The organism is Halomonas sp. 328 (assembly GCF_015645095.1).
Taxonomy (GTDB): domain Bacteria; phylum Pseudomonadota; class Gammaproteobacteria; order Pseudomonadales; family Halomonadaceae; genus Bisbaumannia.
The window spans coordinates 1-21,041 of sequence record NZ_JADOTW010000042.1; the positions used below are offsets into that span (position 1 = coordinate 1).

Annotated in this window: 21 protein-coding genes; 7 read left to right on the forward strand and 14 right to left on the reverse strand. The window is 68.5% G+C overall.

The genetic code is table 11. The features are described 5' to 3' along the window. Positions 1-69: 69 nt before the first annotated feature. From rsxC to IHD13_RS16585, 6 genes are all read right to left on the reverse strand, one after another. Entirely contained in the window at positions 70-1,791 is a 1,722-nt protein-coding gene (gene rsxC / locus IHD13_RS16560; protein WP_195862148.1) for an electron transport complex subunit RsxC, read from the reverse strand. Beyond that, on the reverse strand, positions 1,788-2,366 hold the full coding sequence (gene rsxB, locus IHD13_RS16565) for an electron transport complex subunit RsxB (RefSeq protein WP_195862149.1): 579 nt from the start codon (positions 2,364-2,366) through the stop codon (positions 1,788-1,790). Before rsxB ends, rsxC begins: the two co-directional genes overlap by 4 nt. A 2-nt stretch (positions 2,367-2,368) precedes the next feature. Then, positions 2,369-2,950 carry an electron transport complex subunit RsxA gene (rsxA, locus tag IHD13_RS16570; RefSeq protein ID WP_195862150.1) on the reverse strand — a complete coding sequence of 194 codons (582 nt, stop codon included), beginning with the start codon at positions 2,948-2,950 and terminating at the stop codon, positions 2,369-2,371. A gap of 43 nt (positions 2,951-2,993) precedes the next feature. Continuing rightward, positions 2,994-5,036 (reverse strand): methionine--tRNA ligase, encoded by a 2,043-nt coding sequence (gene metG, locus IHD13_RS16575; protein WP_195862151.1) that lies wholly within the window; start codon positions 5,034-5,036, stop codon positions 2,994-2,996. A 167-nt stretch (positions 5,037-5,203) separates the two neighbouring features. After that, a complete protein-coding gene (gene thiI, locus IHD13_RS16580) occupies positions 5,204-6,673 on the reverse strand; it encodes a tRNA uracil 4-sulfurtransferase ThiI (protein WP_195862152.1) in 1,470 nt (489 codons plus the stop codon). Positions 6,674-6,771: 98 nt separating this feature from the next. Then, positions 6,772-7,242 (reverse strand): aminoacyl-tRNA deacylase, encoded by a 471-nt coding sequence (locus tag IHD13_RS16585; RefSeq protein ID WP_195862153.1) that lies wholly within the window; start codon positions 7,240-7,242, stop codon positions 6,772-6,774. Positions 7,243-7,368: 126 nt separating this feature from the next. On the opposite strand from IHD13_RS16585, the gene IHD13_RS16590 reads away from it, so the two are divergent. After that, positions 7,369-7,695 carry a hypothetical protein gene (locus IHD13_RS16590; RefSeq protein ID WP_195862154.1) on the forward strand — a complete coding sequence of 109 codons (327 nt, stop codon included), beginning with the start codon at positions 7,369-7,371 and terminating at the stop codon, positions 7,693-7,695. Here IHD13_RS16590 and IHD13_RS16595 read toward each other — a convergent pair. Both IHD13_RS16595 and IHD13_RS16600 read right to left on the reverse strand, forming a co-directional pair. Next, positions 7,632-10,730, reverse strand: coding sequence for a transglycosylase domain-containing protein (locus IHD13_RS16595; protein WP_195862155.1), 3,099 nt, complete (start codon positions 10,728-10,730; stop codon positions 7,632-7,634). The two genes, IHD13_RS16590 and IHD13_RS16595, sit on opposite strands and share 64 nt — an antisense overlap. A 109-nt stretch (positions 10,731-10,839) precedes the next feature. Continuing rightward, positions 10,840-11,250 (reverse strand): ketosteroid isomerase-related protein, encoded by a 411-nt coding sequence (locus IHD13_RS16600; RefSeq protein ID WP_195862156.1) that lies wholly within the window; start codon positions 11,248-11,250, stop codon positions 10,840-10,842. A gap of 154 nt (positions 11,251-11,404) precedes the next feature. Between IHD13_RS16600 and IHD13_RS16605 the strand changes: the two genes are divergently transcribed. Both IHD13_RS16605 and IHD13_RS16610 read left to right on the forward strand, forming a co-directional pair. Next, complete coding sequence (locus IHD13_RS16605) at positions 11,405-11,614, forward strand: DUF6494 family protein (protein WP_195862157.1); 210 nt, start codon at positions 11,405-11,407, stop codon at positions 11,612-11,614. A 106-nt stretch (positions 11,615-11,720) separates the two neighbouring features. Then, positions 11,721-12,254: a DUF1269 domain-containing protein gene (locus IHD13_RS16610; protein WP_230086387.1), complete on the forward strand. Its 534-nt coding sequence runs from the start codon at positions 11,721-11,723 to the stop codon at positions 12,252-12,254. A gap of 17 nt (positions 12,255-12,271) precedes the next feature. Here IHD13_RS16610 and IHD13_RS16615 read toward each other — a convergent pair whose 3' ends face one another. Continuing rightward, positions 12,272-13,171 carry a YihY/virulence factor BrkB family protein gene (locus IHD13_RS16615; protein WP_195862158.1) on the reverse strand — a complete coding sequence of 300 codons (900 nt, stop codon included), beginning with the start codon at positions 13,169-13,171 and terminating at the stop codon, positions 12,272-12,274. A gap of 128 nt (positions 13,172-13,299) precedes the next feature. On the opposite strand from IHD13_RS16615, the gene IHD13_RS16620 reads away from it, so the two are divergent. Then, positions 13,300-13,860: a hypothetical protein gene (locus IHD13_RS16620; RefSeq protein ID WP_195862159.1), complete on the forward strand. Its 561-nt coding sequence runs from the start codon at positions 13,300-13,302 to the stop codon at positions 13,858-13,860. Here the strand turns inward: IHD13_RS16620 and IHD13_RS16625 are convergent. Both IHD13_RS16625 and IHD13_RS16630 read right to left on the reverse strand, forming a co-directional pair. Further along, the gene (locus IHD13_RS16625) at positions 13,857-14,813 is read right to left on the reverse strand and encodes a hypothetical protein (protein WP_195862160.1); all 957 of its coding nucleotides are present in this window, start codon (positions 14,811-14,813) and stop codon (positions 13,857-13,859) included. The two genes, IHD13_RS16620 and IHD13_RS16625, sit on opposite strands and share 4 nt — an antisense overlap. Next, on the reverse strand, positions 14,810-16,159 hold the full coding sequence (locus IHD13_RS16630) for a glycine cleavage T C-terminal barrel domain-containing protein (protein ID WP_195862161.1): 1,350 nt from the start codon (positions 16,157-16,159) through the stop codon (positions 14,810-14,812). Before IHD13_RS16630 ends, IHD13_RS16625 begins: the two co-directional genes overlap by 4 nt. 162 nt (positions 16,160-16,321) lie before the next feature. Between IHD13_RS16630 and IHD13_RS16635 the strand changes: the two genes are divergently transcribed. After that, complete coding sequence (locus IHD13_RS16635; protein WP_195862162.1) at positions 16,322-16,750, forward strand: GFA family protein; 429 nt, start codon at positions 16,322-16,324, stop codon at positions 16,748-16,750. A gap of 7 nt (positions 16,751-16,757) precedes the next feature. Here IHD13_RS16635 and IHD13_RS16640 read toward each other — a convergent pair whose 3' ends face one another. Next, a complete protein-coding gene (locus IHD13_RS16640; protein WP_195862163.1) occupies positions 16,758-17,393 on the reverse strand; it encodes a phosphoribosyltransferase in 636 nt (211 codons plus the stop codon). 183 nt (positions 17,394-17,576) lie between these two features. On the opposite strand from IHD13_RS16640, the gene apbC reads away from it, so the two are divergent. Then, positions 17,577-18,377: an iron-sulfur cluster carrier protein ApbC gene (apbC, locus tag IHD13_RS16645; protein WP_195862174.1), complete on the forward strand. Its 801-nt coding sequence runs from the start codon at positions 17,577-17,579 to the stop codon at positions 18,375-18,377. An 80-nt stretch (positions 18,378-18,457) separates the two neighbouring features. Further along, a complete protein-coding gene (gene dcd / locus IHD13_RS16650) occupies positions 18,458-19,024 on the forward strand; it encodes a dCTP deaminase (RefSeq protein ID WP_195862164.1) in 567 nt (188 codons plus the stop codon). A gap of 148 nt (positions 19,025-19,172) precedes the next feature. Here the strand turns inward: dcd and purN are convergent, their stop codons facing one another. Next, complete coding sequence (gene purN, locus IHD13_RS16655) at positions 19,173-19,904, reverse strand: phosphoribosylglycinamide formyltransferase (RefSeq protein ID WP_195862165.1); 732 nt, start codon at positions 19,902-19,904, stop codon at positions 19,173-19,175. Continuing rightward, positions 19,901-20,983 (reverse strand): phosphoribosylformylglycinamidine cyclo-ligase, encoded by a 1,083-nt coding sequence (purM, locus tag IHD13_RS16660; protein ID WP_195862166.1) that lies wholly within the window; start codon positions 20,981-20,983, stop codon positions 19,901-19,903. Before purM ends, purN begins: the two co-directional genes overlap by 4 nt. Positions 20,984-21,041: the final 58 nt, after the last annotated feature.

The following is a 21,041-nucleotide window of genomic DNA, read 5'->3' on the forward strand; positions in this document are numbered from 1 at the left end:
CGTCGTTCCTGGGGGCGTTGCGGGATTCGTACTGTGCGCCCGCCTGGGCCGAGCTGGCACGGATCGGGCTCATGGGCTCTCCTCGGCGCTGCTCTGGGCGTCGTTCCGGGTCTGGGCCGTCTGGAGGCGGGCCTCGGCGGCCTTGAGGTGCTCCTCGGCGGTGGTGCGCTGGGTCTCCAGGTCGGCCAGGGTCGCTTCATCGGCATCGCTGGCCCGGGCCAGGGCGCGCTCCGCCTTGCGTAGCGCCGCCTTGGCGGCGGCCTGGGCGATACGCAGGCTCTTGACCGCGTCCTGGCCGCCGCCGCTATCCTGGGCCCTGGCCTGTGGGGCGGGGCCTGATGGGGGGCGGCTGGCCGCCTGGCGTCGTGCCTGGCGCCGTGCCTCCTTCTCGGCGGCTTCCCGCTCCAGGCGTGCCTGCCGGCCCTCGTAGCGGTGGCGGGCATGCTCGGCCCGCCGGGCCTCGGCCTCCTGGCGACGCAGGCGATCCTTGGCGGCGCGGAACTGACTCACCAGGGGCAGGTGGCTGGGGCACACATAGTCGCAGGCGCCACACTCGATGCAGTCGAAGAGTGCCAGTTCCCGGGCCTTGTCGTCGCTCTTGGCCTGGGCGAAGGCGAACAGGCGTTGGGGGGCCAGGGCCACCGGGCAGGCCGTCTCGCAGTCGCCGCAGCGGATGCAGGGCCGCGGCGGGGGCGGTGCCGGCAGCTCCTCGGCGCTGGCGGCGATCAGGCAGTTGGTGCTCTTGACCAGCGGTAGGTCGAGGCGCGCCAGGGGCTGGCCCATCAGCGGGCCGCCCATCACCAGCCGGGCCAGGCGATCCGGGTCGAGGCCGGCGTCCTCCAGCAGCTCGGCCAGCGGCGTGCCCAGGCGGGCGATCACGTTGCCGGGGCGTGCCAGGGCCTCGCCGGTCAGGGTCACCACCCGGGAGACGAGGGGGCGACCATCGCGTACCGCCTCGAGGGCCGCCCACAAGGTGCCGGGGTTATGGCAGACCACCCCCACATCGGCGGGCAGCCCCCCGCCGGGAACCTGACGCCCCAGCAGGCGGCGAATCAGCTGCGCCTCGCCGCCGCTGGGGTAACGGGTCTCGATTACCTTTAGCTCGATGGCGGGCATGCCCTCGGCAGCGGCGATTGCCGTGTTCAGGGCGGCGAGGGCCTCGGGCTTGTCATCCTCGATGCCCACCAGGATCCGTTCGGCGCCCAGCAGGTGGGCCAGCAGCCGGGCGCCTTCGAGGACCTCGGCGGCATGGTGGCGCAGGGTCAGGTCGTCGGCGCTGATATAGGGCTCGCACTCGGCGGCATTGACCACCAGGGTGTCGATGGGGTGATGCTCGCCGAGGCGCGCCTTGATCTGGCTGGGGAAGCCGGCGCCGCCCAGGCCCACCAGGCCGCTCTCGGCGAGGCGTCGGTGCAGGGCCTCCGTGGGCGTGTCGCGCCACGCCAGCGCCGGCATCGGGGCCCAGTCGTCGGCGCCGTCACCCTCGATCACGATGCAGGGGGCGGTGAGGTCGCCGGGGTGGGGAACGGGGCGCGGCTCGATGGCGCTGACGGTGCCGCTGATACTGGCATGCAGGGCGGCGGAGACGCGGCCCTGGGGGCGGGCGATCACCTGGCCGGTACGCACCCGCTCGCCGACCGCCACGCAGGGCACGGCGGGCTGGCCGCGATGCTGGGCCAAGGGCAGGACGACACGGCGGGGCAGCGGCGCCTCGCGCAGCGGTTCCCGGGTGCTCCGGGCCTTGCGGGTGGGCGGGTGGATGCCGCCGGGAAAGTCGAAGGCGCGGCTCATCTCGTCACTCCCTCCGCCCCGACACGCGGGTCGAGACGATCGCTGGTGATCAGCGCTGGGCGTGGCCCGTGCCAGGCATTCGGTTCCCGGGGGCGCAGCTCGATGCAGTCCACCGGGCAGGGATCGAGACAGAGGTCGCAGCCGGTGCACTCCTCGGCGATCACCGTATGCATCTGCCGGGCGGCGCCGAGGATGGCATCCACCGGACAGGCCTGGATGCACTTGGTGCAGCCGATGCACTCGTCCTCGCGGATAAAGGCCACCCGGGGCTCGTCCTGGGCCTCGCCGTCCAGGGGCTCGGGCTCGCGCCCCAGCAGGTCGGCCAGGGCCGCGATGGTGGCTTCGCCCCCGGGGGGACACTTGTTGATTGCCTCGCCCTGGCCGATCGCCTCGGCATAGGGGCGACAACCCGGGTAGCCGCACTGGCCACACTGGGTCTGAGGCAGCAGGGCATCGATCTTCTCGACGACGGGGTCGCCCTCGACCCGGAAGCGCTCGGCGGCGAAGCCCAGCAGGGCGCCGAAGGCCAGCGCCAGGCCGAGCAGCACCAGAATGGCGGCGATAATGTCCGGCATGATTACCCCTGGACCAGCCCGGCGAAGCCCATGAAGGCCAGCGACATCAGGCTGGCGCTGATCATGGCGATGGCCGCGCCGCGGAAGGGGCGCGGCACGTCGGCCAGGGCCAGGCGCTCGCGCAGGGCGGCGAAGAGCACCAAGACCAGGGAGAAGCCCAGGGCCGCGCCCAGCCCGTAGAGGCCGGCCTCGATCAGGCTCGACTCCCGGCGCACCGAGAGCAGGGCCACCCCCAGCACGGCGCAGTTGGTGGTGATCAGCGGCAGGAAAATGCCCAGCACCTGATGCAGCAGGGGGCTGGTTTTCCTGACCATCAGTTCGGTGAACTGCACCACGGCGGCGATCACCAGGATAAAGGCGATGATGCGCAGGTACTCGAGCCCCAGGGGGGCCAGTAGCTGGTGGTAGACCAGGTGGCTGACCAGGGCCGAGAGGGTCAGCACGAAGGTGGTGGCCGCGGCCATGCCGATGGCCGACTCCAGCTTGTTGGAGACGCCCATGAAGGGGCACAGCCCGAGGAACTGCACCAGCACGAAGTTGTTGACCAGGGCGGTACTCACCAGGATCAGCAGGAAGTCGCTCATCGCCATTCCCGGGGCGGCGCCTGGCGCCGCCCGCTGTCTCGTCTCACCGTACCCGCTGGCCCGGCTCGGCGCCGGAATCCGGCGACAGCAGGTAGATGCCGTCGTCGTTGCCGGCGGCCAGTACCATGCCCTCGGAGACACCGAAGCGCATCTTGCGCGGCGCCAGGTTGGCCACCATCACGGTGAGGCGTCCCTCCAGGGCTTCCGGGGCATAGGCGGCGCGGATGCCGGCGAAGACGGTGCGGCTCTCGCCGCCCAGGTCGAGGGTCAGCTTGAGCAGCTTGTCGGCCTTCTCCACGTACTCCGCCTTGGCGATGCGGGCGATGCGCAGATCGACCCTGGCGAAGTCGTCGAAGGTGATTTCGGGGCCGATGGGGTCCTCGGCGAGGGGACCCCTGGGGGTCTCCTTGAGTTTCTGTTCTTCCACCAGGTCCTCCTTGGATGCCGCCATCATGGCATCGATCTTGTCACGCTCGACGCGGGTCATCAGCGGCTTGAACTTGGCGATCTCGTGATCCAGCAGCACCGCCTGACGACTCTCCCAATCGAGGCTCTCGAGCTTCAGGAAGTTCCGTGCCCCCTCGGCCATGGCCGGTACCACCGGGGCCAGGTAGACCATCAACTGGCGGAAGAGGTTGAGGCCCACCGAGCAGATCTCCAGCACCTCCTGCTCGCGACCGGCCTGCTTGGCCAGTACCCAGGGCTCGGCCTCGGCGATGTAGGTGTTGGCCTCGTCGGCCAGCTCCATGATCAGGCGCATGGCGCGACCGAACTCGCGGGCCTCGAATTGTTCGGCGATCTCGTCGCCGGCGGCGATAAAGCGCGCCACCCGCTCCGGCTCGGCGCAGTGGGCGGAGAGCCGGCCGTCGCCGAGCTTCTTGACGAAGCCGGCGCAGCGGCTGGCGATATTGACCACCTTGCCGACCAGGTCGCTGTTGACCCGGGCGGCGAAGTCATCGAGGTTGAGGTCCAGGTCATCGACCCGGGAGGTGAGCTTGGCGGCGAAGTAGTAGCGCAGATACTCCGGGTTCAGGTACTCGGCGTAGGTGGCGGCCTTGATGAAGGTGCCCCGGGACTTGGACATCTTGGCGCCGTTGACGGTGACGAAGCCGTGGCAGTTCACCGCCGTGGGGGTGCGCAGGTCGGCGCCGTGCAGCATGGCCGGCCAGAAGAGCGCATGGAAGTAGACGATGTCCTTGCCGATGAAATGGTAGACCTCGGCGTCGCTGTCCTTCTGCCAGTAGGCGTCGAAGTCCAGCCCCTGCTTGTCGCACAGGTTCTTGAAGCTGGCCAGGTAGCCGATGGGGGCATCCAGCCAGACATAGAAGTACTTGCCCGGGGCGTCGGGGATCTCGAAGCCGAAGTAGGGGGCGTCCCGGGAGATGTCCCACTCGTTGAAGCCGGCCTCGAACCACTCCATCAGCTTGTTGCGGATCTGCGGTTGGACATGGCCGTCATTGATCCAGTCGTCGAGGAAGCCGGCGAAGTCGGGCAGCTTGAAGAAGTAGTGGGTGGAGCTTCTCACCTCGGGGGTGGCGCCGGAGATCGCCGAGACCGGGTCGATCAGCTCCGCCGGGGTATAGGTGGCGCCGCAGGCCTCGCAGTTGTCGCCGTACTGGTCGGCGGTCTTGCACTTGGGGCAGGTGCCCTTGATGAAGCGGTCGGCCAGGAATAGGCCCTTGACCGGGTCGTACATCTGCTCGATATCGCGGGTGGCGATATGCCCCTTGTCGCGCAGCCGGGTGTAGATCAGCTCGCTGAAATAGCGGTTCTCGTCGGAGTGGGTGGAGTGGTAGTTGTCGAAGGCCACCCCGAAGTGGGCGAAGTCCCGCTGGTGCTCCTGGCTGACCCGGTCGATCAGCGCCTCGGAGGTTATGCCCTCCTGCTCGGCGCGCAGCATGATGGCGGTGCCATGGGCGTCGTCGGCGCAGACGTAGTGACACTGGTGGCCACGGCTCTTCTGGAAGCGAACCCAGATATCGGTCTGGATATATTCCAGCAGGTGGCCCAGGTGGATGGCGCCATTGGCGTAGGGCAGGGCGCTGGTGACCAGGATCTTGCGCGGAGCGCTGGCGGAATTCGGCATGGCGACTCTAGGGTTCCCGTGCTTGGGTGGAGGGCGCGCCCCCACGCGGAAAATGTCCGTGAAATCAGGCGTCGATTGTAGCCGGCTTCGGGACGGGCTGCACCCTTGGCCCGGTGATTAGCCGACCCCAGCGCCACTGGGACCAGGGGCGCTGGGGGCAGGTCGCCCTAACGGCGATAGACGCCGAAATGCGCGAGGCCCTGGTCGGCCAGGTGCAGGGCCTGCATGCGGCTCATCACCCCCTGGTCGCAGTAGAGCAGGTAGTGGCGATCCCGGGGTAGCGCCGGGGCACGCTCCTGGAGCTCGAAGAAGGGGATGGCCAGCAGTTCGGTGTCGGGCAACGACAGGGGCGCGGCCTCGCGCTCGTCCGGGTGGCGGATATCGATCACGCTGACCCTGGGGGCCGTGGCCAGGGCGGCCTCGCCGTCCAGGGTGGTGATCTCCGGCAGGCTGGCCTGGTCGGCGATCAGGCGGTCCGAGCGGGTGCGAGTGGCCATCTCCAGGGCCGTCTCCAGCACGGTGAAGTCGAAGCCGGCCTCGGCCTCTTCCAGCTCGCCGCGCTTGACCTTGAGGCTGGGGCGGTTGGAGATCACCCCGCAGTATTCCGGCATGCTCTCGGAGAAGGCGGCGGTGCCGATATGGCGCGCCTCGTCGATGATGGTCTGCTTGTCGTCGGCCACCACCGGGCGCAGCACCAGGCGTTCGGTGACGGCGTCGATCATCGCCAGGTTGTGCAGGCTCTGGCTGGAGACCTGGGCGATCGCCTCGCCGGTGACCAGGGCGGGAATCCGTGCCCGGGCGGCGACCCGCTCGGCGACCCGCAGCATCATGCGTTTGAGCACCACCCCCATCAGGTGATCGGGAATGGTGGTGAGGATCTCCTTGACCACCCCCTCGAAGGGCACCGAAATGAAGTTCACCTTGTGGGTGGGGCTGTAGCGCTGCCAGAGGTAGTGGCTGATGGCGCGCACCCCCTGCTCGTGGGCGGGGCCGCCCAGGTTGAAGAACAGGAAGTGGCTCTTCACCCCGCGGCGCATCATGCGATAGGCCGCCACCGGGGAGTCGTAGCCACCGGACATCAGCACCAGGGCGCTCTCCTGGGTGCCCAGGGGGTAGCCGCCGAGCCCCGGCCAGCGCCGCCCGATCAGCTGCAGGCGCTCGCGATTGACCTCCAGCGCCAGGGTCTCCTCGGGGCGGCTGAGGTCGACCCGGGCGCCCTCGGCACCGGCCAGCAGTTTGCCGCCCAGGTAGCGTTCCAGGTCGGCGGAGGTGAAGTCGTGGCGGCCCTTGCGCTTGACCCTGACCCGGAAGGACTTGCCGGCGATGCGCGGCAGCCACAGCGGCAGTACCCGCTCGGCGATGGCGTCGAAGTCGCCCAGGGGGGAGTTCTCCACCGCCAGCACCTCGTGGATGCCGGGCACCCGCCCCAGGGCGGCCTCGAACTCGGCCAGGGCCTCGGTCGCCAGCGGCCGGTTCAGGGCGATCTCGATGGCGTCCCAGGAGGCGCTCAGGCGGGCCTCGGGGTCATGCTCGTCGACCACCTTGCGCAGGTTACGGCGCAGGCACTTGATCAGGTTCTTGCGGGCCGACTTGGACTTGATGGTGATCTCGGGAAACAGCTTGATCAGATAGTTCATGAGGATCGACGAGCTTGGGCTGGCGGGTGGGGGCGGCATTCTACCCGCTCGACCGCGGGCCCGCAAAAGCGCCGCCACCGGGGCGGTGGCGGCGAGGCTCAGTGGTGCAGGCTGAAGTGGCCGTGGGGCATGCTGGCCATCAGCTTCTGGAAGTCGCGGCCGCTCATGTGTACCAGGGTCTCGTGGTCGCCGGCCTCGAAGTAGATGTCCGGCTCGGCGGTGAGGCGATCATCGACCCACACCTCCAGGCCATAGGCCTGGCCCAGGGGGGTGGTGGCACCGGGGTCGCAGTCGTCGAAGTGGCGCTGGATCTCCTCCTCGGAGGCGAGTCTCAGGCGCTCATGCATCAGCTCGGTGAGGCGCACCATGTCGACGTCGCAGCTGCCGGGCACCACCGCCAGGCGATTACCGCTGTCGCCGTGCAGCATCACCGCCTTGGCCAACTGATCGCCGGTGATATGGCTCTGCTCGGCGATATGATCGGCGCTGATTGCGCGGGGGTGGCGCACTTCCTCGTAGTCGATATCCTGGGATCTAAGGTACTCCCTTAGGGTCATTGCCATGGCCATGGTGGGGGCTCCTTCGGCCGGAGGCCGGGGGGAATGGAGGATGCCTCCCTGCGGAACGCGAGGCCATGACGCCCTGGCCTCTTCACAAGCATAGTCCGCCGCGGTAAATCCGTGGGAGGAGAAGAGATGAGAGTCATGATGGCCGCCATGCTGCTGGCCCTGGTCGGTTGTGGTGGCGGCGAGGCCCGGGAGGTGCCGCTGCAGATGCTGGCGAGCGATCCCCAGGGCTTCGATGGCCAGCGGGTGATCACCCAGGGGGTGGTGCGTCGCTTCGAGACGCCGTTGCACTACTGGATCGAGGACGAAGCGCTCAATCGGGTGGAGCTCTTCCCCCAGGAAACGGCGGCGCCCCTGTTGGGGCGCGAGGTACGGGTGGTGGGGACCTTTCGCTATGCCCCGGGCGAGGGGCGCTCGCTGTCACTGGAGACCATCAGCCCGCTGGGGGGTGACTGACGGCAGCCATCGCCGAGGTGCTGGCGCAGCAGGGGCTCCATGCCCTTGAGGATCTGCACCGGCAGCGCCGAGGTGAAACGGAAGTCGTCGGAATCGCGACCCGGCACATAGGCGGTGAGGGTGCCGAAGTGGCGGTCGCCCAGGTAGAAGACGAAGGTGGCAGTGCGGCTGCGGGCCTGGGAGTCGAGCAGTTGCCCGCTACGGCCCCGGGTCTCGAAGCGGTTATTGCCGGTGCCGGTCTTGCCGCCCAGGATCAGGGCGGTGCCATCCTCCTCCAGGTAGCTGCCCTGCAGGCGCCGCGCCGTGCCGTCCTCCACCACCTGGGCCAGGGTGTGGCGCAGGGTGGCGGCCACTTCGGGGGCCATGACCCGCTCGCCGCGGCCTGCGGCGGGGGTCAGGCGCGTCTCGAAGGGGGTGTCGGCGGCGAAGTGCAGGCCGTCGATGCGCAGGGTCGGCAGGCGCACCCCATCGTTGAGGATGATACCCACCAGCTCGGCGAGGGCCGCCGGGCGATCCCCGGAGCTGCCGATGGCAGTGGCCAGTGAGGGCACCAGGCGCTCGAAGGGGAAGCCGACCCGGGCCCAGCGCTCATGGATCTCTTCGAAGGCATCCGCCTCTAGCAGGATGCGAATCCGCGTATCCCGGCCGCCCCGGTGCCGGGAGGTGAAGAGCCACTGGTAGATGGCCTGGCGCTCGCCGGTACTGGCCGAGGCCAGTTCCCGGTAGCTGGCCTGGGGGCGGGCCTGGAGGTGGCGCACCAGCCACAGTTCCAGGGGGTGGATCCGGGCCAGGTAGCCCTGGTCGTTGAGATCGAAGGCGCCCGGGCCGTAATCCCGGTAGAGGCGTTCGATGCGCGCCTCGGGGACGGCATCGCCCAGGCGCCCGCGGATAAAGGCGTGGAAGGTCTCGAGATCGGCGTCGGGCAGCACATAGCGGTGGGCGGCGGCGAGCCGCGAGGCATGGGGGCGAATGCCGTCGAACAGGGTCTCCAGGCGCGCGTCGGGGTCGAGGGCGCGGTACTTGCGCCAGAAGCGTTCCAGGAAGACGCGGCCCTCCCGGTCGGCGAAGCGGCTCAGGTAGAGCATGCGCAGCGGGTGGGCGTCATTCTCCAGCAGGCGCCGACGATCCGGATGGCGATAGATATGGTGATTGACGATGTCCCGCATCAGGCGTACGAAGGGCAGGTTGAGGGACTCCTGCATTGCTTCGGTGAGGGTGGCGTTGCGGTGATTGTCCTCGTTGCGGAAGTTGCTGAAGGTGTGCTGGCCGCCGCCGGTGAAGAAGCGCTCATGGGGGCTCGCCGAGTAGCGTCGGGCCATGGCCTGCTCCAGCAGGGCTTCCAGGGGGAGTGCCGGTTCGGCCAGCAGGCGATCGATCACCCAGCGGGTCAGCACATCCTGGCGATCCACGGGGATGTCGCGCAGTTCCGCGGCTTCCCGGTGGCGGTACTGTTCGTGCAACTCGGCGAGGATCTCCAGGTAGGTGGTGAGCACGCGCAGCTTGGCGGTGGAACCCAGTTCCAGCTTGCTGCTCTCGTTGAGGTCGAAGGGTTGGCCGGTGTTGTCGGTCTGCACCCGCACCAGGAAGCCCGCCTCGCTGCGTTCGAAGAGGGTGAAGCTGTAGGTGACGTCGGCGGTGCGCTCGGCGCTCAGCAGGCGGTGACCGAGGATGCCCACCTCGGCGGCCACCTCGGGGTCGGCGAGGCTCTCCAGGTAGTCGGTGACCCTTGCCTGGAGTTCGCCATGCAGGGTGGTGCTGGCCTCCAGGTCGAGGCGATCCAGGTCATAGAAGGAGAGCCCCAGCAGGCGGGCCAGTTGAGTCCGGGCTACCTGGCGGCCCTTGTCGGTGGGTAGGCGATGGGTCACCGGCTCGGCGTCGAAGTCGCGAAACTCGAGGCGCTGGGCGAGGGCGGCATCGCGTAGCTCGGTGTTGACCAGTTGCGCCCCGTGGAGCAGGCGCAGGTAGCTGTCGGTCAGGCGCTCCAGGGAGTCGCGGCCGCCGTTGAGGTACCAGGCGGGGCGGCGCTGGGCGATCATCAGTGCCACCACCCGGCGTAGTGCCTGGCCGCGCTGGGCCAGCTCTTCCGGGGTGGCGAAGGCCGGCTCCAGGAGGCGATTGATCTCGTCGAAGTCGGCGCCGAACCAGACCCAGAGGCCGTCTCCCAGGCCATGCACCTCGCCGAACCCTGGCGCCGCGGCCAGGGGGACCGAGTTGAGGTAGTCCCGCGCCAGGTCCTGGCGGGCGGTCAGGGTCTCGGGGCCGTGACGGTAGGTGCGCACGCTGGCGGAGACCATCTGGCGCAGCTTCTCCCGGGCCGAGCCGGTCCGCCCGCCGGGGGAGTGGCGAAACTTCTCCATCTGGGTGGCCAGGGTGCTGCCGCCGGCGCTCTGCTCTTCCAGTTCCAGGGCCCGCCCCACCTGGGAGAGGGCCGCTCGGGCGAAGCGCGGCCAGTCCACCGCCGGATTGGCGTAGCGATGGGTGGCATCCAGCAGGCCGCGATTCTCGATAAACAGCAGGGATTCCAGCACCAGGGGCGGGATGGCGGCGAAGTGGGGATAGTGGCGCTGGGGGTGGCGGGCGGCGTAGTAGGGATGGCCGCGGCACTCCTCGAGGGTCAGGCCGGTGCGGGTCTTCTCTTCATAGGGCACATAGAAGCCGCGGCTGGCGTAATCCTGCAGGGCCGGGGTGAAGCGGACCTGTGAGGCGACGTCGTAGCCACGCTCCTCCAGGCGCGCCTGGAAGCGTGGCAGGTCCACGTAACCGAAACGCTGGTTGAAAGGGCCATGGCGGGGGAACAGCAGGGCATCGCTGGGCCCCGGCTCGAGGTGGTAGTCGAGCGACTCGGCGAAGCGGGAGAGCTCCAGGGCTTGCCAGCGCGAGGTGCGTGCCTCGGCCGCCAGCAGGGAAGCGATGCCGGCAACCAGCAGGGCCAGCAGCGAGACCAGCAGCAGGCGCCAGGGCCAGCGTCGCCGGGGGCCGGCATCGGCTGCGGTGGCGTCATCGCCTCCGGGCGTTGCACTCGGCACGCTCTCCATCCCGCTCTCCTCGATGGCAACCGCCTTATTACTGATTAGCGTAGTGCGGGAGTGGCCGGAGGGCAGCGGCTTTCGTGGGTTTGTCTCAACTCAGCGTATCAACGCTTCTTCAGGGGGCCGTGGCACCGACCTGGGCCAGCCAGTCATTGAGGTTGTAGTAGTTGCTGATGCGGGCCACCTTGCCATCGCGCAGGGTGAAGAAGGCGCCGGCCGGAAGCACATAGTGCTGGCCGCGGGCTTCGGGCAGCCCCTCGTCGGTGGCCAGGTAGTCGCCATGCACCACGAACTCCGCGGCGGCCCGCTCGCCGCTCGGGTGAACCAGGACCACCAGCTCCTCGAGACGCTCCCGGTAGCAGCGGTTCATATGCGCCATGAAGTCGGCGAAGGCGGCCTTGCCGACCTGGCGCTCGCCCTGATTGATGTCATGGGCCACGTCTTCGGTCAGCAGATCGAGGAAGGCCGCCATGTCGCCGGCATTGAAGGCGTCGTAGTAGGCCTGGATAAGGTCCTTGGCATGCATTGGGAGGGCTCCTGGGCGAGTTGGGCCGATGGCGTCAATCGCTGCCATGCTAACAGGGCGCGGCCCGGCATTATGCCTGGTCGCGCCATGGCCGATACCGGGGGCGACCCGGTGTGCGGTCCACCCGTCTAGAATCACGCAGGAGGGTTTTCCCATGAACGAAGAGATCTTCAACTTGAGCATTCGCCGTTTCCTCAAGCGCGCCGGGATCGGCGCACAGCGGGAGATCGAGCATGCGGTGGAGGCGGCCCTGGCCGAGGGACGGATCGCCGTGGGCGAGCCGCTGGCGGCCAGCATGACCCTGGAGGTGGGCGAGCTCGAGCTGCGGGTGGTATTCGACGGCGATATCGTGCTGGAGGAGTAGGCGCCGCGGTCGGCGAATATTACCATTTGCCGCATCTCGCAAGATGGTCGAACTTGTCAATGAGACAATTTGTCGCACTATCAACGCCACGGCGAATGTGAGGTGCATGATGCAGCGCTTATATTTTCTGGCCCCGGATCTCGATACCACGGTCAATATCGCCCATGAGCTCAGCGACCTGTCGCTGACCGAGGACGAGGTCCACGTGCTGGGCAAGGAGTGGGAACCCCTGCAGGAAAGGGGAGTGCATAACGCCACCCTGCGACAGACCTCCGACGTGGTCAACGCCGGGGTGCGGGGCCTCAAGTATGGCGTGGTGCTCGGTGCCGTGCTGGGCTGGGTGGTGCATCTGGGGCTCGGCGAGCAGGGCTTCGGCCTGGGCTGGACCGTCCTGGTGATGACGGTGTTCGGCGCCCTGTTCGGCATCTGGACCAGCACCATGATCGGCGTGTCGGTGCATGACGTGAAGATCGACAAGTTCGAGAAAGAGATCGAAGGGGGGGCCTACCTGATGCTGGTAGACGTCCCCGAGGATCGCGAACGGGAGATCTACTCGGCAATTCATCGTCACCATCCGGAGGTGGTGATCGACAAGGTGACCCGGGACGAGCGTGCACATCACCTGGGGGTGGGCGACTGAGCCCGGCAGCTCACCTCCTACTCGACCCGAGTCACCGGCTGGCGTCGAGGGTCGATATGCCAGGCTAGCCCCAGGCGGGCATTGTGTTCCAGCTCGGCGATCACCTGGGCGCCCAGCAGCAGGATGATGGCGCCGACCTCCAGGCTCAGCAGCACCACGATCAGGGTCGCTACCGAGCCGTAGACCACGTTGACCAGCGACAGGTTGGCGAAGTAGAAGAGCAACAGCAGGCGCACCCCTTCCCAGAGCAGGGCGGCCACGAAGCCGCCCACCAGGGCGCGGCCGAGGGCCACCCGGACCACCGGCAGCACCTTGTAGATGGCGCTGAACAGGGCGAAGACACCGAGGAAACTCACCAGGTTGAGCATCGGCTCGGAGAGCCCGGCCAGGGGCAGGTCGCGCTGGAAGAGCGCTAGCCAGAGGGCGTTCAGGGCGGAGACCAGGCTGGCCAGCAGGCTGAGGGTCAGCAGGGCGGCCCCCAGCACCAGCATGAAGGCGTAGGGTAGCAGCACCGAGACCCAGAAGCTGCGCTGGGGCGGATGGATGTCCGGGGTGTGAAAGATGATCGCCAGGGCATCCTCGAGCATGCGAAAGGCGAAGGAGCTGAACAGCAGCAGCACCGCCAGGCCCAGGGCGCCGACCCCGTCGCGGCTCCCGATCAGGCCGCGGACCGCGTCCAGCAGCAGATCGGCATGGGCCGGTGCCAGGTGATGCGCCTGGATGGCCAGCAGTTCCAGCAGCTGCCCCTCGTCGACCAGGTGGGAGAGAACCACCACCAGCAGGGCGAACAGCGGAATGATGGAGAGCAGGATGTTGTAGCCCACGCCGCCGGCCAGCAGGATGCCGCGATTGCGCAGGAAGGCCGACAGCACTCGCAGGGCGAATCGCAGCAGGCGCGGAGCTGGGGTCGAAGGCATCGCGTCTCCCGGGCGTGATTCATGGGTCACTATAGATCAAGGTGGGCGCTACGCCGACCCTCGCCCCTAACGCTTGACCGGCGCGCCCTGGCGAATGCTCTGACGACGGAGGAGGGCCAATGTCCAGGATGTGGTTGCTACTTTGCCTCGGCTGGCTGCTGGGAGGCTGTGCGACCCGGCTGCTGCCCCCCGAGGGATTCGAGGAGCCGCGGACGGCCTACCTGCTTGATCATGGGCGCCATGCCAGCCTGGTACTGCCCGATGAGGTCGGCCTGGTGCGCTACAGCTATGGCGAGCGGCGATGGTATCTGCTGGGTCGTCAGGGCCCGCTGGAGGCCGTCGCGGCCCTGCTCTGGCCTACCCCGGCGGTGCTGGGGCGTGGTTTTCACCCCGGGGCCAGGCTCCCGGATGACCTGGCCATGGTGGCGCCGGAGGGGGTGGTGCATGTCTATCCTCTGGCCGTGGAGGCGCGTCGCGTCAGGGCCCTGAGCCGTTACCTCGACGGCTATTTCACCGATGCCAGGGGGCGATTCAGCCCGCGTTTCGCCCTCGATTTCGTGCCCCACCCGCGGCCTTACTGGGCCGGGCACCAGTCCAACCGAGTCGTCGCCAGCTGGTTGCGGGTCCTCGGCTGGCGGGTCGAGGGGCCGGCCTGGTTGTCGGACTGGCGGGTGGCGGTTGGCGACTAATCGATGTCGATCCTCGGCCCCGAGGTCCCCTGGGTCAGGCGGAAATGGCCCTCGTCGAGGGCCTCGACCCAGTCCAGGGTCGCCGCGATGCCGCCGAAGGGGTAGAAGTGCAGGCTCAGGTCGTCCGCGGCCGCCTCGGCCAGGGCCAGCACCTGGCGGGTCGGCGGCTGGGGGCGCGCCAGCTTGAAGAGGCGCTTGCCCTGCTGGGCCAGGGCGGCGCGAGAGGCGCCCACGCCGCAGGAGAGGGCGTATTTCCACAGGGTGGCCAGGCTCGCCGGCCCCGGCAGGCCGGCGCGAATCGGCAGGTCCAGGTCCAGGGCGCCGAGGCGAGCTCGCCAGGCCAGGAGCGGCTCGGCATCGAACAGGAACTGGGTCACCAGCCAGGGCTCGAGGCCGTGGCGGGCGGCATAGTCGCGCTTGGTCGCCAGGGCCGCGTCCAGGCTGGCGGTCGCCGCCTGGGGGTGACCCTCGGGGTGGCCGGCCATGGCGAGTCGGTGGATGCCGTGGTCGCGCAGGTCGACCGTCTCCAGCAGGGCCAGGCTATCGGCATAGGGGCCGTGGGGGGCGGCCAGGCTGCCGGCCAGCAGCAGCACGGCATCGATGCCGGCGCGATGGGTCAGCCCCAGCAGCCAGCTCTCCAGGGTGTCCCGGTCGGGGATGGCCCGGGCCACCAGGTGGGGGATGGGGTCATAGCCCTGGGTCTTGAGGCGCTCGGCGGTGGCGATCACCTCTTCGAAGGGGTGGCCCGGCAAGTGGGTGATGTAGATCTGGGTGCCCGCCGGCGGTGGGCGTGAGGTCAATCCCTCGGCGGTGCGCGGGGTCACCTCCAGGGACCAGCCGCGCACCAGGCGGCGCAGGGCGTCGTGGGGGCTGTCCGCCGGCGGCCGTTCGGGGCAGGAGGCCCCCAGCCGGCCGGCAGCGAGGTCGTCGAAGCGGTTCATGGGGCCGGTCATAGGGCGGTGTCCTGGCCGCGGGAGCGGGCCGCCTCCCGGGCACTGGGGTTGACCGAGGCGCGGAAGGGCAGTGCCACCACCCGGGCCGCTACCGGCTCATTGGGGCGCTCGGCATAGGGCTCCGGCAGCCAGACCCGCAAGGGCGTATCCAGGGCCTGGTGGGTCACCGGCACATAGCCCATGGCGATATTGGTGCCCAGCTCCGGTGAGTACCAGGGCGAGGTGACGTAACCGATGGGTTCGTCGTTCCGATGATCGGAGATCAGCCAGAAGTCGGGGGCATAGTCGTCGATGGGGTGGCCGCCCAGCACCAGCCCCACCAGGATCTGCCGGAAGGGGTAGCGCCCCTGATCGAGCTCGCTGCGCACCGCCTCCAGGGCGCCGCGGCCGATATAGTCCACGGCTTTCTGGCGGGGCACCTGATAGCCCAGGTTGCACTGGAAGGGCAGGGTCTCCTGATCCAGGTCCTGGCCCCAGGAGAGGATGCCGGCGGCGATACGCCGATGGTGGGCGGGGGCGATCACCGCCAGCTTGTGTTTCTCTCCGGTCGCCAGCACCGCCTCCCAGAGGGTCTCGGCGTCCCGGCTGGCCTCGCGCAGGTAGATCTCGTAGCCCTTCTCGCCGGTGAAGCCGGTCTGCGAGACCACCACCGAGCAGCCGGCGATGTCCGCCTCCAGCAGGCCATAGTAGGGCAGGGCGCGGACCGCCTCGCCGACCAGGTCCACCAGCAGGGCCTCCGACTTGGGGCCCTGGACCTGCAGCGGGGCCACATCGATCTCGGCGATGCTGACGTCATAGCCCAGCCCCAGGTTGACCCCGCGCAGCCATAGCTCGAGGTCGCTGTCGGAGATCGAGAACCAGAACTCATCCTCGGCCAGGCGCAGCAGCACCGGGTCGTTAAGGATGCCGCCCTCCTCGTTGCAGAGGATCACGTACTTGCCGTGCAGTGGCTCGATGGCGGAGGCGTTGCGGGTGATGACCCTGTCGACGAAGGCCTCGGCATCGGGCCCCTTAACGCGAATCTGGCGCTCCACCGCCACGTTCCAGAGGGTCACGTCCTCCACCAGGGAGCGATACTCCACCATGGCGCCGCCGTCTTCCGGGCGCACATAGCCCCGCGGGTGGTACATGCGGTTGTAGACGGTGGCCCGCCAGCAGCCCGCCTCCTGGGAGAGGTGCCAGTAGGGCGACTTGCGCACCCGGGTGGAGATCAGCAGCTCGGTAGGGGTGGGGCCGGACTGGCGCAGGTTGATGGGCACCCGCCGTGGCGTCTGGTCGACGCTCTGGCACTGTTGGCGGGCATAGCGCAGGCGGGGGCTCAGATTGGTGATGGATGCATCGGTCATGGCACACCTCCCGGGGGTTGCCGTGGCTCTCTCTGGCAGTGTGTGTCGCTTCACGGGCGGCGAATGTGCTGATTGCGACGCCTCGCCGCCTGTGGGTGTTCTTATTGCGACCTAGACTGAGGAGGCATGTCGACGATGGGGTCCTGCCCCGGGAGGTGGATCATGAGCGCGACCTATGTCGGTGGCTGCTTCTGCGGCGCCGTGACCCTGGAGGTGAGCGGAGAGCCGGTGGCCATGGGCTACTGTCACTGCGACTCCTGTCGACGCTGGTCGGCGGGGCCGGTCAATGCCTTCAGCCTGTGGAAGCCGGAGAGCGTCAGGGTGACCCGGGGGGCCGATCTGCTGGGCCGCTATGCCAAGACCCCGGCCAGCGAGCGCCAGTGGTGTACCCGATGCGGTGGCCATGTGATGACCGACCATCCGGCGATGGGGCTGGTCGACGTCTATGCGGCGGTGATTCCCGACCTGCCCTTCGCGCCCAAGCTGCATGTCCACTACCAGGAAGCGGTGCTGCGCATCCATGATGGCCTGGACAAGATGAAGGACGTGCCCTCGGCCATGGGCGGGTCCGGCGAGACCCTGCCGGAGTAACCGCTCTCTAGCGCCCCAGCAGGCGCAGGACTTCCTCATCCGAGGTCTGATCGAAGCGCCGGTACCACTGTCCCACGGCGCGGAATTGCCGCGGCTGGTGCAGGCAGACCAGGGTGTCGACCCGGGTCGCCAGGCGCGCCAGGGCCTCCGGGGCGGCCACCGGTACCGCTACCACCAGCCAGGCCGGAGCGGCCTGGCGCACCGCCTCGACCGCGGCTTCGAGGGTGGCGCCGGTGGCCAGGCCGTCATCCACCAGGATGACCTGGCGGCCCGACAGCGTCGGTGCCGGGGCTTTGCCCCGGTAGCGCCGGCGGTGGCGCTCGAGTTCGGCGCTCTCGACGTCGATCACCTCTTGGACGTCGTCCTCGGTGAGGCGCAGGGCTCGGATCATGGCATCATCCCGATAGCAGACACCGCCCTCGGCGATGGCACCCATGGCCACCTCCGGGTTCCAGGGTAGCCCCAGCTTGCGTACCAGCCAGACGTCGAGGGGCGCGGCCAGGGCCTGGGCGATCTCCCAGGCCACCGGTACCCCGCCCCGAGGCAGGCCCAGGACGATGGGGTCGGGGCCCTCGGGCAGGGCGGCGACGCGTTCGGCCAGTTGGCGGCCGGCATCATGACGATCGGCGAAGGTCACGGACATGTGGGGGTTCCTGGAGCCGGGTGAAATAGGGGCCCTGGTTGGAGCCTATGCCAGCCTCTGCGCCTTGGCAAAGGGGCCCGGCGAAAAGTTGACTGCCCCGCTTGGTTATGGCGGGGCGGAGGGGGTTATACTGGCGCCACCGGGCTGCCGGTAGCCATTCATAGCGAGATGGAGTCGATCGTGATCGAAGGGGTAAAGCATATCGTGGCCGTGGCCTCCGGCAAGGGCGGCGTCGGCAAGTCCACCGTGACCGTCAACCTGGCCCTGGCCATGGCCGCCGAGGGCTATCGGGTCGGCCTGCTGGATGCCGATATCTACGGGCCCAGTCAGGCCCGAATGCTGGGCATCGGCGAGGGAGTTCGCCCCCAGCAGGCCGGCGAGAATCGCTTCAGGCCCCTGGAGGCGCACGGCATCCAGGCCATGTCGATGGCCTTCCTGGTGGATATCAACGAGCCCATGGTGTGGCGGGGCCCCATGGTGGCCGGCGCCTTTCAGCAGCTGCTGACCCAGACCGCCTGGGACGATCTGGATTACCTCTTTATCGACATGCCGCCAGGCACCGGGGACATCCAGTTGACCCTCTCCCAGAAGGTGCCGGTGGCCGGGGCGGTGATCGTCACCACGCCCCAGGACATCGCCCTGCTGGATGCCCGCAAGGGCATCGAGATGTTCCGCAAGGTCAAGGTGCCGGTGCTGGGGATCGTCGAGAACATGAGCCTGCACACCTGCTCCCAATGCGGGCATAGCGAGCCGATCTTCGGCCAAGGTGGCGGCGAGCGCCTGACGGCGCAATACGAGACGCGCTTGCTGGGGCAGCTGCCCCTGGCCCTGTCGATACGCGAGCAGGTCGATGGCGGGCGTCCCAGCGTGGTGGCGGAGCCCGACGGCGAGGTGGCGGCCAGCTTCCGGGCCATGGCCCGCCAGGTGGTCGAGGGCGTGGCAGCCCAAGGCGAGGCGGGGCCGAGCATCTCCTTCGGCGACTGAGCGAGTCGCGTGGTTTTTATTCCCGCACGGGGCCGTTATCATAGCGGCCCTTCTTCGTTTACCCCCTGGTGGATGACCCGATGAGCATCAAGTCCGATTCCTGGATCCGTCGCATGGCCGCCGAGCACGGCATGATCGAACCCTTCGAGGCTGATCAGGTGCGCTACGTCGATGACCGGCGGGTCATCTCCTATGGCACCTCCAGCTACGGCTACGATGTGCGTTGCGCCGACGAGTTCAAGGTCTTCACCAATATCCACTCGGCGGTGGTGGACCCCAAGGCCTTCGACGAGAAGAGCTTCGTCGACGTCAAGGGCGATGTCTGCATCATTCCGCCCAACTCCTTCGCCCTGGCCCGCACCGTGGAGTATTTCCGCATCCCGCGCAGCGTGCTGACCATCTGCCTGGGCAAGTCCACCTACGCCCGCTGCGGGATCATCGTCAACGTGACGCCACTGGAGCCGGAGTGGGAGGGCCATGTGACCCTGGAGTTCTCCAATACCACCAACCTGCCGGCGAAGATCTATGCCAACGAGGGCGTGGCTCAGATGCTTTTCCTGGAGTCCGACCAGGTCTGCGAGACCTCCTACAAGGACCGCGGTGGCAAGTACATGGGCCAGCGCGGCGTCACCCTGCCCAGGACCTGACCCGACCCGGCTTCGCCCGGAAGAAAGCTTGAAGAGCGGCGCTTCGCGCCTGGAAGCTTGAAGCGGGAAGAAAAATCGCCCCCATGGCCTGGCCATGGGGGCGATTCACATCAGGCTGCTTTCCAGCTTCCAGCTTCCAGCTTCCAGCTTACGGCTCGGGGTCTTCGTCCAGCTCCTCGGCGGCATCCTGGTGGGAGAGCCTGAGTCCCTGGGGGGGCAGGGGGGTGCCGTCCAGGGTGGGGCCTTCCGCCTCCAGGCGCAGGCGCCCCTCGAGGAACCAGCGTGCCGCGATGGGGTAGATCAGGTGCTCCCGGGCGTGGACCTTCTCCTTGAGGCTGGCCTCGTCGTCGCCCTCGGCGACAGTCACCGCGGCCTGCAGCACCACGGGGCCGCCATCCAGCTCCTCGGTCACGAAGTGCACGCTGCAGCCGTGCTCGGCGACGCCGTCCGCCAGGGCGCGGGCATGGGTATTCAGCCCCTGGTAGGCGGGCAGCAGGGAGGGGTGGATATTGAGCAGGCGACCGTAGAAGCGCTGCACGAAGCGCGGCGTGAGGATGCGCATAAAGCCCGCCAGCACGACCAGGTGGGGCTCGTGGCGCTCGATCACCTTGATCAGGGCGCCATCGAAGGCCTCGCGGCTGTCATACTCCCGGTGGGGCAGGGCCACCGCCTCGATGCCTGCCTCCTTGGCGCGCTTGAGGCCATAGGCGTCGGGCTGGTTGGAGATCACCGCGACGATCTTGCCGCCGCCCAACTCGTCATAGCCCTGGGCGTCGATCAGCGCCTGAAGGTTGCTGCCGGAGCCGGAGATCAGCACCACCACCCGGGGCGGCTCCGCCGCCTCCGGGGTAAAGCCGTTGAGGGTATCGCCGTCGCTCATGCCTCGAGGTTCTCCAGGCATACCTGGGGCGCCTCGCCGTCCCGGGCAACGATCTCACCCAGCCGGTAGACGGTTTCGCCCTGGGCCTGCAGATGGGCGCGTGCCTGGTCGGCCTGATCGGCGGGGACCACCAGCACCATGCCGATGCCGCAGTTGAGCACCCGGTACATCTCCTCCTCGGCGACATTGCCCTGCTCGCGCAACCATTCGAAGACCGCCGGGCGGGTCCAGCTGGTGACATCCACCTTGGCGGTGAGGGTCTCGGGGAGCACGCGGGGCAGGTTCTCGGTCAGGCCGCCGCCGGTGATATGCGAGAGGGCATGGACCGCCACGCCGCTCTCCTTGATCAGCGACAGCAGCGGCTTGACGTAGATGCGGGTCGGGGCCATCAGCGCCTCGGCCAGGGGGCGGCCGTCGATGGCGGTATTGAGGTCGGCGCCGCTCACCTCGAGGATCTTGCGGATCAACGAGTAGCCGTTGGAGTGGGGGCCGGAGGAGGCCAGGCCCAGCAGCACGTCGCCCTCGGCGACCCGGCTGCCATCGAGGATCTCGGACTTCTCTACCACGCCGACGCAGAAGCCGGCCAGGTCGTAGTCGCTGCCCTCGTACATGCCCGGCATCTCGGCGGTTTCGCCGCCGACCAGGGCGCAGCCGGCCTGCTCGCAGCCGGCACCGATGCCGCTCACCACGTCGGCGGCGATGTCCACATCCAGCTTGCCCGTGGCATAGTAGTCGAGGAACAGCAGCGGCTCGGCCCCGGCCACCACCAGGTCGTTGACGCACATGGCCACCAGGTCGATGCCGATGGTGTCATGCTTGCCCAGGTCCATGGCCAGGCGCAGCTTGGTGCCCACGCCGTCGGTGCCGGAGACCAGCACCGGCTCGCGGTAGCCGCTGGGCAGCTGGCAGAGGGCGCCGAAGCCGCCCAGGCCGCCCATCACCTCGGGGCGGGCGGTGCGCTTGGCGACGCCCTTGATGCGCTCCACCAGGGCATTGCCGGCATCGATGTCGACGCCGGCGTCCTTGTAGCTCAGCGAGGGGGATTGAGTCGAGGAGGAGTCGGACGGGCTGCGGGTCATGACGAGTCCTGTGGAGTGGATTGAGCGGATCAATAGGCGCAAGATTGTAGCACTCCCC